General features: G+C 55.0%; 14 protein-coding genes. All 14 read right to left on the bottom strand.

Annotated features, from left to right (window positions below):
- Nucleotides 1-20: 20 nt before the first annotated feature.
- The 14 genes from NB640_RS10045 to fliF all read right to left on the bottom strand — a co-directional run bounded on the left by NB640_RS10045 (nucleotide 21) and on the right by fliF (nucleotide 12,150).
- Nucleotides 21-410 carry a hypothetical protein gene (locus NB640_RS10045; protein ID WP_269308570.1) on the bottom strand — a complete coding sequence of 130 codons (390 nt, stop codon included), beginning with the start codon at nucleotides 408-410 and terminating at the stop codon, nucleotides 21-23.
- 144 nt (nucleotides 411-554) lie between these two features.
- Complete coding sequence (gene fliR, locus NB640_RS10040) at nucleotides 555-1,466, bottom strand: flagellar biosynthetic protein FliR (protein WP_269308569.1); 912 nt, start codon at nucleotides 1,464-1,466, stop codon at nucleotides 555-557.
- Entirely contained in the window at nucleotides 1,397-1,666 is a 270-nt protein-coding gene (fliQ, locus tag NB640_RS10035) for a flagellar biosynthesis protein FliQ (protein ID WP_269308568.1), read from the bottom strand. Before fliQ ends, fliR begins: the two co-directional genes overlap by 70 nt.
- Before the next feature lie 10 nt (nucleotides 1,667-1,676).
- Nucleotides 1,677-2,447 (bottom strand): flagellar type III secretion system pore protein FliP, encoded by a 771-nt coding sequence (gene fliP, locus NB640_RS10030; RefSeq protein ID WP_408637926.1) that lies wholly within the window; start codon nucleotides 2,445-2,447, stop codon nucleotides 1,677-1,679.
- Nucleotides 2,431-2,877 carry a flagellar biosynthetic protein FliO gene (gene fliO, locus NB640_RS10025; protein WP_269308567.1) on the bottom strand — a complete coding sequence of 149 codons (447 nt, stop codon included), beginning with the start codon at nucleotides 2,875-2,877 and terminating at the stop codon, nucleotides 2,431-2,433. The genes fliP and fliO overlap by 17 nt, the downstream gene beginning before the upstream one ends.
- Nucleotides 2,877-3,458, bottom strand: a complete 582-nt coding sequence (gene fliN / locus NB640_RS10020) for a flagellar motor switch protein FliN (RefSeq protein ID WP_408637925.1) — start codon at nucleotides 3,456-3,458, stop codon at nucleotides 2,877-2,879. The genes fliO and fliN overlap by 1 nt, the downstream gene beginning before the upstream one ends.
- The gene (gene fliM, locus NB640_RS10015) at nucleotides 3,439-4,461 is read right to left on the bottom strand and encodes a flagellar motor switch protein FliM (RefSeq protein ID WP_269308566.1); all 1,023 of its coding nucleotides are present in this window, start codon (nucleotides 4,459-4,461) and stop codon (nucleotides 3,439-3,441) included. Before fliM ends, fliN begins: the two co-directional genes overlap by 20 nt.
- A 25-nt stretch (nucleotides 4,462-4,486) precedes the next feature.
- Nucleotides 4,487-5,017, bottom strand: coding sequence for a flagellar basal body-associated protein FliL (fliL, locus tag NB640_RS10010; RefSeq protein ID WP_269308565.1), 531 nt, complete (start codon nucleotides 5,015-5,017; stop codon nucleotides 4,487-4,489).
- 313 nt (nucleotides 5,018-5,330) lie between these two features.
- Nucleotides 5,331-6,548: a flagellar hook-length control protein FliK gene (locus NB640_RS10005; RefSeq protein ID WP_269308564.1), complete on the bottom strand. Its 1,218-nt coding sequence runs from the start codon at nucleotides 6,546-6,548 to the stop codon at nucleotides 5,331-5,333.
- Between the two features lie 16 nt (nucleotides 6,549-6,564).
- Entirely contained in the window at nucleotides 6,565-7,014 is a 450-nt protein-coding gene (gene fliJ, locus NB640_RS10000) for a flagellar export protein FliJ (protein ID WP_269308563.1), read from the bottom strand.
- Nucleotides 7,015-7,037: 23 nt separating this feature from the next.
- The gene (gene fliI, locus NB640_RS09995) at nucleotides 7,038-8,447 is read right to left on the bottom strand and encodes a flagellar protein export ATPase FliI (protein WP_269308562.1); all 1,410 of its coding nucleotides are present in this window, start codon (nucleotides 8,445-8,447) and stop codon (nucleotides 7,038-7,040) included.
- Nucleotides 8,447-9,337, bottom strand: a complete 891-nt coding sequence (locus NB640_RS09990) for a flagellar assembly protein FliH (RefSeq protein ID WP_269308561.1) — start codon at nucleotides 9,335-9,337, stop codon at nucleotides 8,447-8,449. Before NB640_RS09990 ends, fliI begins: the two co-directional genes overlap by 1 nt.
- Nucleotides 9,330-10,343: a flagellar motor switch protein FliG gene (fliG, locus tag NB640_RS09985; RefSeq protein WP_269308560.1), complete on the bottom strand. Its 1,014-nt coding sequence runs from the start codon at nucleotides 10,341-10,343 to the stop codon at nucleotides 9,330-9,332. Before fliG ends, NB640_RS09990 begins: the two co-directional genes overlap by 8 nt.
- A complete protein-coding gene (gene fliF, locus NB640_RS09980; RefSeq protein WP_269308559.1) occupies nucleotides 10,336-12,150 on the bottom strand; it encodes a flagellar basal-body MS-ring/collar protein FliF in 1,815 nt (604 codons plus the stop codon). Before fliF ends, fliG begins: the two co-directional genes overlap by 8 nt.
- Between the last annotated feature and the right edge of the window lie 60 nt (nucleotides 12,151-12,210).

Here is a 12,210-nt window from a genome sequence, read left to right as displayed (position 1 = left end):
CACAGGCACCGGTATGAAGATTATTTGCTGGAAGCGAGCCTTCTGGTCTGCTCGGGATTCCGGCACTCATTGGCAAGCTGGCGACCTTTCTTGGAATCAAACAGCATGCTCTTGGAAGGAATGCTGATCAAGACCAGACCATCAGGTTTGTTCTCAAAGCGCTCTGCGCCTGTCGAGGTTTGCTGGCGGTTCATGCGGTACATCTTGTTGCGCCAGCGGAGGTTGACATAGCTGTTGTCACCGGCATTTTTGTACACCGTGAGCTTGTCGCCAAGATCACACTGGTAAAGCGCGCTGACATGACCCGCTGTGGCAAGCTCTGCATCCTTGTCATTGGCATGGGCAGTGTTGAAAGACATGGAGAAAGTCAATCCTGCGACAACGAGGGAAGCGGTCAGAAATTTTTGCATCGTATAGGCCTCATACTAAAAAAATTGGCTTGCACCTGATCCAGGCACATCGGCAGTTTCCCTTGAAATACTGGTTAAGCCATCCAGGGAAACAACCTGCTTATTATGGCATAAATTTTACAAAAAAAGGGGGTAAAGTCTTGATTAATGTGGAAAAAGCTCCGCAGACCCCAACTGGCGGATCAGCCCGAAAACCTCCGTGAAAATGACTTCAAGCGGCGCCTCCATGTAGGTGAGCATCAGCGCAATCATGAAAAAGCCCACGGCAATGGTCACCGGAAAACCGATACCGAAAAGATTAAGCTGCGGCGCAGCACGCGTCAGAATACCAAGCGAGGCATTGGTAACGAGAAGCGCGGCCAGGATCGGCAATGCCAGCTGCAGGCCATAAGAAAAAATCGCCCCCCCCCACTGGACGATCAGCCAGAAACCATCCTTTCCCATCGGACCGGCAGCAATCGGCAGCGTGGTAAAGCTGTCGACCACGACAGAAATCATCAGCAGGTGAAAATTTGCCGCAATATAAAGCGTAAGCACCAGCAAGGCGAAATACTGGCTGACGGCAGAAGATTGCCCCCGGGTCTGGGGATCATAAAACGTGGCAAAACCCAGGCCCATCGTCATGCCCACCGCCGCACCGGCCATCTCCATCGCCGAAAAGGCAAAACGCATTGCCAGGCCCATGGCCGCACCAATCAGAAACTGCTGGATGAGGATCAGAAAACCCGCATAGGACATCGGGTCAACAGCCAGCTCGACCGGAACCGAAGGAGAGATGATAAGGGCGATGCAAACGCCGATAAGCACCCGGATACGTGCAGGAATCCCGCTGGCGCTGAAAAGCGGCGCAGCGGCAATCATGCCGAGAATACGGGTTAGCGGCCAGATAAAGGACGAGACCCAGATCAGCAGGTCATTGCTGTTGAATGTCACCATGGCAAAATCGGCCTTTTTTCCATCTGCCTGACCATGAAGGCTGATGCGGCCTAACCTGCCATGAAAGGAATACCGGTAAACACCTGCCGCATGAAATTGGTCATGACGGTTATCATCCACGGCCCGGCAATAACCAGCATGACAAAGATACCGACCATCTTGGGAATGAAAGACAGGGTCATTTCATTGATCTGCGTGGCGGCCTGGAAAATACTGACAATCAGGCCGATAGCCAGTGCTGTCAGCAAAAGCGGGGCTGCCAGCATGAGGGTGACTTCCACACCCTGGCGTCCCAGGGTCATTACACTTTCAGGTGTCATACGCGCCTCGTCAGTAGAAACTCTGAGCCAGTGAGCCGATGATGAGATGCCACCCATCCACCAGCACAAAGAGCATCAGCTTGAATGGCAACGCAACAATCGCCGGGGATACCATCATCATACCCATCGACATCAGCACACTCGCTACCACCATATCAATAATAAGAAACGGCAAAAAAATCGCAAAACCGATCTGGAAAGCTGTTTTCAGTTCGCTTGTCGCAAAAGACGGGATCAGCACACTCATTGGCAGATCCGCCTCATCCTGCACCGCAGGGATATCCGCCATCTGGAGAAACATTTCCAGATCGGCCTTGCGGGTCTGTTTGAGCATAAAAGCCTTTAACGGTACCTTGCCCTTTTCATACGCCTCAACCATCGTGATCTGGTTTTCAGAAAACGGTTTATAGGCATCATCGTAAATCTTGTTGAAGACCGGCGACATGACAAAAAACGTCATGAAGAGCGCCAGCGCCACCATCACCTGGTTTGGCGGTGAGCCTTGTGTACCGATTGCCTGCCTCAGGAGTGATAAGACAATGATAATCCGGGTGAAGCTCGTCATCAGCATGAAGGCAGCCGGGATAAACGTCAGCGCGGTCAGGAAAACCAGCGTCTGGATGGAAAGGGAGTAATGGGTAGCACCACCGGATGCAGGCGTTGCCGTAAAAGCCGGAATACCCTGGGCTGCTGCAAAAAGCGGCAGCGAAAGCAGGGAAAATGCCAACAGGGTCACAACCTGTTTTTTGCCGCTTTTCACCTGATTATCCCTTGTTTTCATCTTTTTGACGCTCGATGGTTTTTTTGAGCCATGCGGCAAAGGGAGGCGAATTCGCATCAGACGCTTCTTCCGGCAGCTCCTGCTTTGGCATGGTCGCCAACGTGTTGATCTGGCTGGGCGTCACCCCCAGTATCAGCCAGTGATCCCCGATTTCGACCACCATGACCCGCTCACGGGTGCCAATGGAAAGCCCGCCAACCACCTTCATCTTGACGCCTGAGAGGGTACGGTTAAAGCCGGTACGACGGATCAGCCACCAGGCGCCCCACATCAGCCCCAGCACAACCAGGAGGCCAAAGATGCCCTGCAACAGGTAGCCTGTCGTGGAAACCGGGGCCGTAGCAGCCGGTTTAGCCGTTGACTGAACCTGCGCCCAGGCAACCGAACCGGTCACGGCAAACAGAAAAAACGCGGTAAAAAACGTGCGCATCAGCGGTTTAACTTTCTGATCCGTTCTGCAGGCGTAATCACGTCAGTCAATCGAATACCGAATTTGTCATTGACGACAACCACTTCGCCCTGCGCAATCAGGCAGCCATTGACCAGCACATCCATCGGTTCGCCTGCCAGGCCGTCCAGCTCGACAACCGACCCCTGTGCCAGTTGCAGCAGATTCTTGATCGGCAGCTTGGTACGACCCAGTTCAACGGTCAACTGGACCGGAATATCCAGGATAAAATCAATATCGCGAACACGCTCTCCCTCCATCGTTGTCGCACTGAAATCCTGGAAATTGCCTGGGGCTGTTGTTGAACCATTGGTCAACGCAGACATGGCAGCCGCGGATTCGGTCTGCTCAGCCATAGCGGCACCCCAATCGGCACCCTCGTCTTTATCTTCGTCTGCCTCCGCCTGTTCAGCCATGGCAGCGCCCCAGTCTGTCCCACCGTCCTGCTCAGCCTCTGTAGCCGCATCTCCTGCTGCCGCCGCTTTGGCAGCTTCTTCTTCCGCGAGAGGGGCATTCCAGTCTTCTGCGGCACCTGCTTCTGGTTTACTCGTCGTCTCCGGCATTGTCCTCTCCTAGTACTGGTCCTGAGGCTTCTGCTGAAATACTGATCAGCCTTTCCACCTTCAGCGCGTATTGTCCATTCATTTTGCCATAAGTGCATTCCATGATGGGAACACCGCCCACCGTGGCTTCTATTTTTTCGGGCACATTCAGCGGAATGATATCACCGACACGCATATTCATCAGCCCCTGCACATCAGTCTTTGCCGTGCCGAATTCAGCAACCAGCTCAACTTCCGCTATCTGGATCTGCTGCTTCAACAGCCTGATCCAGCGCCTGTCCACTTCCAGTGCCTCACCCTGCATGCTGGATGTCAGGACATCACGCACCGGCTCGATCATCGTGTAAGGCGTACAGATATGGATCGCGCCGCCGTTATCCCCCAGGTCGATCTGGAAAGACGTGGATACCACCACCTCGCTCGGTGTGGCGATATTGGCAAACTGGGTATTCATCTCGGAACGGATGAACTCGAATTCAATGGGGTAAATCGGCTCCCACGACTTGGCATAGTTTTCAAAAATGATCCCCAGGGTACGCTGGATCACCCGCTGCTCGGTCTGCGTGAATTCACGGCCTTCCACACGAAGATGAAAACGGCCATCCCCGCCAAAAAGATTGTCAATGATCAGAAAAGCCAGTGAGGGTTCAATGACAACCAGTGCAGTCCCCCTTAAGGGCTTGATATGCACCAGGTTGAGATTGGTCGGCACGACCAGGTTACGGATGAATTCACTGTACTTCGAGACACGGACAGGTCCAACCGAGACCTCGGTATTGCGGCGCAGGAAATTGAACATGCCGATACGCAACAAACGCGCAAAGCGCTCGTTCATGATTTCAAGCGTCGGCATGCGGCCACGGACAATACGTTCCTGGGTAGCGAGATTATAGGAGCGGACGCCCGCTTCTTCCTCGACGACCTCAGGCTCGTCTTCAATGCCGTGCACCCCCCTTAAAAGGGCATCGACTTCTTCCTGCGAAAGAAAATTTTCAGTTGGCATATCCTGTCACTAGAAATGACTCACACTACTGCACAATAAACGAGGTGAAAAGCACACTCTGGACTTCCATCGGATAATCCCCCTGGAAAAACGGCTGCTTGACCTGCTCGGCGATTTCCTGCGCCAGCTTGACCTTGCCTTCCGCTGTCAGCACTTCTGCTGCCGGCTTGCTGGAAAGCAGCATCACCAGGCGGCTCCTGATAAGCGGCATATGCTGCTTGAGCTTGGCGGCATCTTCTTCATCCGCCATCTGAAGCGTAATTGCCGTTTGCAAAAGCTGCCCATCCTCACCCTGCAGATTGACCGTAAAAGCATCAAGAGAAACAAAAACCGGCCCGGCGTCTTCCTTCTTTTTCTTCTTTTTCTTCTTGGATGGTCCTGCATCCTCATCCTCAGCGGCTTCAGCATCCGCATTCTTGATATGCGTCCACCAGTACCAGCCACCGCCTGCGCCTCCCAGGATAAACAGGACGAGAACAATGAGAATGATCAGCTTGCCCTTACCCTTCTTTTTCCCTTCTCCGCCTTCAGCCGACGCTTCTTTTTTGGTTGCCATAACGTGCCTTTCCTGTTTTTCCTGAATCCTTCTCTGCGGTGGATAATCAATCTGATCAAAGCACCAGCTGTCAACATAAGCTGATCACCAGATAACCCACTGATCTTCCTATTTTACAGCCTGTCGATACGCAAGCAAGTTAATGGTCTCCAAAAAACAACAGATATCTGTCTGTTAACGGATGTTTTCCCTTTACCTGGCTTGAGCCTTTTTCAGGCAAAACACCGGATGGCAGTCCGGACCTTATGCAAAAAAACCTGCCTCCCTTTTACGGAAACAGGTTTTCCGGATTCCCTGCCGGCAAAAAACCGTATCAGGCAAAGGTGTCAACCAGTCCTTTGGATATCATTCGTCCTGATGCCGGCACATCGGTAACCGCTGTCAGATTGCCGATATCGCCATCATCACCGGTTACACCAGCCGTTCTGCCGCCGGAAGAGGATGCCTGTCCGGACTGCTGGTTACCTGAATTTTCCGCGCCCACCTGCGCCTGGCCAAGCTGGATACCTGCGCCTTCCATCATCTCCCGCAGTCGCGGCAATGAGCCTTCCAGGGCCTGCCTGACATCCGGGTTGGCCGAGAAGAAATTGGCCGATGCATTATTGTTCGACACGCTCACCACCACCCTGACCGGGCCCAGCTCCGGTGGATTCAGTGTCAGCGAGGCACTCTGCTGTTCCTGTCCGACCATCCACAGGACACGCTGTCCGATAGCCTGGTTCCACTCAGGAGAACCCATCTGCTGCATGACGCGGGTGGCGGCCGGATTAGCTTCCACCGTCATCGGCGCCACGGTTGCCTGCTGAACCTGTTGTGTTGACATGGTTGGCACCGGCTGCTGCGTCTGTGAAACCGGCTGTTGTTCAGCCACCGGTTTGACTGCGGCAGCTGCCGTATCCGTTGCAGCCACCTTCGGCGCGACTGCCTCGGCAACCGGCTTGTCAACCGGCGTTTTCATATTTTGCCCGGCATCGGCCTGCACCTTGTCATAGGTCACCTCATCGCCACCTTCCTGTGTATCACGCTTGACGTTGCCAGCCTCAATCTCATCTGTCGCCCGCATCTTCCTGCCGCCAGTGGACTCTTCCTCTGTTGCCGCCAGCACCAGCGCTTCATCCGCCAGCTCGGCCGTATCATTGCCCGGCGCCGGCTCCACCGGCACAATCTGCGCACCGGCAGTTGCCGCCATGATCTGGGCAAGCACTGCCGCATCATCTTCCACAGTGACGTTATCGTCTGACTTACCAGGCAGTGTGGCCTCAGCCGTTTCGCCTTCTTTTACCGGCTCTTTTGCGCTTGCCTCATCCGTCGTGTTCTGACCTTCATTTGAAGATGATGGCTGCTTTACCGCCTCTTTGCTGTCAGCCGGCATGATCTGCTTTTCCGGTTCGCGTGCTGCCATCTGGCCCTTGAGAAGCGCCTGGAAAGGGTTTGACGCATCATTCCCCTGGTTTTTTGCGCTCGCGCTAGATGTCATATTCCTGCCCGCATCCAAAAGGGGCTGAACAACCATCAACAATGACATATTCATCTTCCGTTCTCCTGTATTACTGCTTTAATTTCGCCATACGGGCTTTTCTGCTGTTGAATTCATCCGCTTCTTTCTGTTCCCGCCTGCTGGCTTTCTTCATTTCCCTGACTTCCGCACGTTTTTGCAGGGTTTCGTAAGACGCTCTTTTCTTCTCACACTCCTGCCACGCGGCTTTTGCTGCATCAATGCGCTCCTGCGCCTGCTGTACCACCTTTTGCTGGCCGCTTATCGCCTCGTCCAGCTTGTCAATAAAATTATGGTAGTTCTGGTAATCCCTCGCAGAAAGACCGGTCTTTCTGTTTTCATCAAAACGTCCCATATAATCTTCCCTGTACTGCAAAAGCAGGGTCAGTTTCTGTTCTGCCTCGGCGCCTGCCCTGATCGTATGTCCCAGTACAACCGCCGCTTTTTCCACCTCCTCTGCTGCCAGGCTGATTAAGGTTTCCATCGTGGAGGACTTGACCATAACTGCTCCGCCCTTCCCCAGACCTATTCAAAAACCCCGGCCAGCTCTTCTAAGCTTTCCGCCACATTCGAGCGTTCCATGATGTCCTGCTGCAAAAAGCCCTCAATCCTGTCATGCCGTACAATCGCTTCATCAAGCACCGGATCGCTGCCAGCGCTGTAGGCGCCCACACTGATCAGGTCACGGCTGCGCGAATAACGCGAGCTCAGCTGCTTTAATTTCCTTGCCAGTTGCTGATGCTCCGGCGTGGCAATATTCTGCATGGCGCGGCTGATTGACTGCTCAATATCAATCGCCGGATAGTGCCCTGCCTCGGCCAGCTCACGATTGAGCACAATATGACCGTCTAAAATCGCCCTCGCGGCATCTGCAATCGGGTCCTGCTGGTCGTCCCCCTCGGTAAGTACCGTGTAAAAGGCGGTAATCGAGCCGCCACCTTCCTTGCCATTACCGGCACGCTCCACCAGTGCAGGGAGTTTCGCAAAAACTGAAGGCGGATACCCCTTCGTTGCCGGCGGCTCACCCACTGCCAGCGCAATCTCGCGCTGCGCCATCGCATAGCGTGTCAGCGAATCCATGATCAACAGCACACTTTTACCCTGGTCACGGAAATATTCTGCAATCGTTGTCGTATACGCCGCGCCCTGCAAACGCATCAGCGGCGGGGTATCAGCTGGCGCAGCCACCACAACAGAACGCCTCAACCCCTCTTCACCGAGAATCTGCTCAATGAATTCCTTCACCTCGCGGCCACGTTCACCAATTAAGCCCACCACAATCACATCCGCACTGGTATAACGCGCCATCATGCCAAGCAGCACACTCTTGCCAACGCCCGAACCGGCAAAAAGCCCCATACGCTGACCCCGCCCGACAGAAAGCATACTGTTGATCGCCCTGACACCCACATCGAGGATATCTGTAATCGGGGCGCGACCCAGCGGATTCATGGCCCTCACCGCCAGCGGGGCCGAATGCGCCGCATTGAGCGGCCCCAGGTCATCCAACGGGCGGCCTGTCGCATCCACCACGCGGCCCAGCAACTCTTCACCCACGGGCAAATGCCTGGCCCGATCAGTCGGCCTTCTGCGGGGATGGCTTACCGAGCCCAGCTGCGGCAGCGCTTCCATCGCCTCCACCGGAAACACCCGGGTACCGGGAACAATCCCTTCCACATCACTTTGCGGCATCAAAAGCAGCTTGTCCTCTTCAAAACCCACGACCTCAGCTTCAATTCGCATCCCACTTGGCAACGGCACCCAGCAGGCACTGCCGATCGGCAGCTTTAACCCCACCGCCTCCATTACCAGACCGGTCACCCGGGTCACCCGGCCGGATACCTGCATCGGCTCCACAAGCGGCAACAGCGCCCGGCAGTCATCCAGATATGACTGCCAGCGTGCAAATCCCGTATTGGCCGCTACCGTATTCATTATTCCATCCAGTCCGATGTTTGTCCCAGGTTGGCAGACAAACGCTGCCAGCGCGTTGACAGCGAACTGTCAATCTGGTTGCTGGCCGTTTCAACACGGCAGCTTCCGCGAGGAACCTGTTCTTCCACCAGCCGCCACCCGGCAGCCTCCAATTCTTCACCCATCGCCTTTTTGACAATCGCCGCATCTTCCGGGTTCAGGTACAATACGGCCGGCTGTTGCAGCGAGGGCAGGTAACGTACCGCGTCAGCTACCACCGGCACCATCAGCTCCGGCTTGACCTTCAGCGCAGTCTTCATCATCGCCTTGGCAAAATCCAGTGAAAGTGCCAGCAAATCCTCTGCTATCGTTTCATTGGCCCTTGCCACATCCTCGGCAAAGCTTTCAGCTACCGTTTTCAGGGTGCGAATATAATCATCACCCTGCGCTGTTCCTTCCCGATAGCCTTTTTCAAATCCTTCACTCTCGCCCTTTTGGCGCCCTTCCTCGAGCCCTTTGGCAAGTCCTTCCTCGTATCCGCGCGCCTGACCTTCCTCCTGCCCCTTCACGAGCCCTTCTTCCAGGCCGGCGCGATACCCGGCTTCCTGTGCTTCCTTGCGCATGCCTTCGATCAGGGCATGCACATCCTCAACCGTTGCCTCGCTGACCGTCGGCTCAATCTCGTCGCCTTTTTCATCCGCCGCCTCAAGCAGCGGATGATCCTGCTCGGGAATCGTTTCTGCCACTGGCTCAGCCACCACCTCTTCCGGTGTCAGCGGCGCACCAAAATCCCGGTCAGCAGGAGCAATCACCTTCTTTTTGGCCGCACGCTCTGCAGCCTCTTCCTCAAGTGAGGCGATCTCCCACCGCTGAAAGGCGGTCTGCTTCTCTTTTGGCAACGTCTTATACAAACTGATCGTCTCCCTTACCACCTATTACAATCTGGCCCTCATCCGCAAGACGGCGTACAATTGTCAGGATTTCCTTCTGGTTGCCTTCCACTTCAGACAGGCGTACCGGTCCTTTCGCGTCCAGATCCTCGCGCATCATTTCAGCCGCACGCTGCGACATGTTCCTGAAGAATTTCTCACGCAGTTCTTCACTGGTGCCTTTGAGGGCAATAATCAGCGTATCGGACTGAACCTCGCGCAGAATCGTCTGGATACCGCGGTTATCAATATCGATGATGTTGTCAAAGACAAACATTTCATCCATGATGTCCTGCGCCATTTTCTCGTCGTACTGCCTCAGGTGATCCATGACGCTGCCTTCATATTCGCTGCTCATGAAGTTCAGGATCTCTGCCGCCGTCCTGACGCCGCCCATCGGTTTCTTCTTCATATTCTCGTTACCGGTCAAGAGCTTCGTCAGCACATCATTCAATTCACGCAATGCCGAAGGCTGGACACCATCTAACGTCGCAATCCGCAGCACCACATCATTTCTCAGACGCTCGGCAAAATATCCCAGCACCTCACAGGCATGATCCCGCTCCAGATGCACAAGGATCGTGGCAACAATCTGCGGATGTTCACTTCTGATCAGATCAGCCACCGTCTGACCATCCATCCACTTCAGGCTTTCAATACCACTTTCATCCCGCGCGCCTAAAATACGGGTAATCAGGCCGGCAGCCTTGTCATCACCCAGCGCCTTGGTCAGCACATCGCGGATATACGAATCCGTATCAACACCAATATCCGTGTTTTTCGAGGCTTCCGCCATGAACTCGATCAATACCCGTTCGAGATCTCCTGCCGGCACCCCCTTCATCGTTGCCATGGCAGCACCGAGCTTTTGCACTTCACGCGGCCCCATGAATTTCATCACCTCGGCCGCCTCATCAGCACCGAGCGCCAGCATCATGATGGCGCTCTTTTCCGCGCCATCCATTTTTCTTGGTGTTGAATCAGTCATTTCCCAGCCACTCCAGAATTATGTTGGCAACCGCTTTCGGATTTTCACGGGCCATATTCCTGGCCACATCCAGCAGGTGCTGATACGCTTCCTCAGCTTCAGATACCGCTGCCCCGGTAAGCTGGACAATCGCATCCACATCACCTTCCTCGGCCTTCTTCTGCATGGCAGCCAGATCAGCCGCTTTCGCCTCGGCCTCGGCCTTGGCAGCCTCCTCAGCTTCCTTCTTCTTCCGGTCGGCTTCTTCCCTGCCGGAAAGCTTGTAAATCATCGGCTTCAGGAAAGCCATGTACAGCCAGAGGAAAACCGCCGCAATAAGAACATATTTACCGACATCTTTTGCAACCGTGTAGGTTTCCGGCCGCTTCCAGATCGGCGGGCCATCATCCAGCGGCGCAAAGCGGGTATTCAGTACCGACAGGCTGTCACCACGCTGCGCGTTGTAACCCATCGCTTCCCTGACCAGCCCGGCCACTTCCTCTTTTTCAGCCTCGGTCAGCGGCACCAGCCCTTCCTTGCCGTCTTCATCCTTGCCCAGCTTGTAGTTTACCGCAACAGCGACCGTGACGCGTTTGAGCTCACCCATTGCCGCTTTCTGGGTATACCGCAGCGTCTTGTCCACTTCATAATTGATCACCGACTCCTTCTTGCCTTCCAGGGGCGTATTGCTGTTACCCTGGCCAACCGGCGTAAAGACACGCTGTCCCGGCGGCGCCGTCTGCTGCTGCCCCGGATTTTCCTGGATCAGTGGCGCTGTCGGCGGTACAGGCGGCTGATTGGTCACCGCGCCCGGAATGCCACCGGAAGGGTCTGCTGCCATCTTCTGCTGCTCTGTGCTGTGCTGGCTGCGAATCGAAGGCGTATTTGGCGCCTGGTTTGGCTTGTAAATCTCCTCAGCCTGCTCACTCTTGGAAAAATCCACCTCAACCGTCGCTTCCGCGCGAACATTCTTTTCACCCACTACCGGCGCCAGGATGGACTCAACCCGCTTGACGATATTCTTTTGCAACTCCTGCACATACTGCATCTGCTTGGCATCCATCTTGTCGCTTTCCGTCTTGTCCTTATCCTGCCAGGAAAGCAACTCACCATTCTGGTCCACCACCGTCACACTGCCGGCATTCAGTCCCGGCACACTGCTTGCCACCAGGTGCACAATCGCATTAACCTGCATCCGGTCCAGCGAACGGCCGTGATACAGTGTCAACAGCACCGAGGCGGTGGGTTTTTGCTGATCGCGCACAAAAACCGATGCCTTGTGCATGGCCAGGTGTACGCGTGCATTCTGGATCGCTTCCATCGACTGGATCGTCCTGCCAAGCTCACCTTCCAAAGCCCGCTGGAAATTGACCTGCTCCAGAAATTGCGAAGAACCGATCTTCTGGTTTTCCAGCACCTCAAAGCCAACGCCGCTTGCCTTTGGCAGGCCTTCCGAAGCCAGCTTCAGGCGCAGGCCGTGTACCATGTCAACAGGCACAAGGATCGAGCCGCCGCCATTGGTCACCTTGTAAGGAATCTGCATCTGCTCAAGCGTAGAGATGATGGCCCCCCCATCCTTTTCCGCAAAGCCCGAATACAGGACCCCGTATTCCGTTTTCTGGGTCCACGTCCAGATACCGGCCATGATGGCGATCACCACCGCAATGCCGACAATTAGCGCAATATTCCGGATACGAGGCTCGGCAAGACGCTCCCGCGCCTGCGCGATACGCGCGCTGATGCCGCTGGCCTGAGTCTCTGCACTGGCTGGCGCATCCGCCGCTGGTGGCATACTGCCCAACACTCCTGGTTCTTCCGCTACTGCCATCTTCGCCCTCCAGGCTGACTGTAAGTGAGGTAAATCGTTGTTTTTTATTATTTCTCATCC

The sequence above is a fragment of the Oxalobacter vibrioformis genome, assembly GCF_027118995.1.
Classification (GTDB): Bacteria; Pseudomonadota; Gammaproteobacteria; order Burkholderiales; family Burkholderiaceae_D; genus Oxalobacter; species Oxalobacter vibrioformis.
This window is presented reverse-complemented; position numbering and strand designations above follow the sequence as displayed.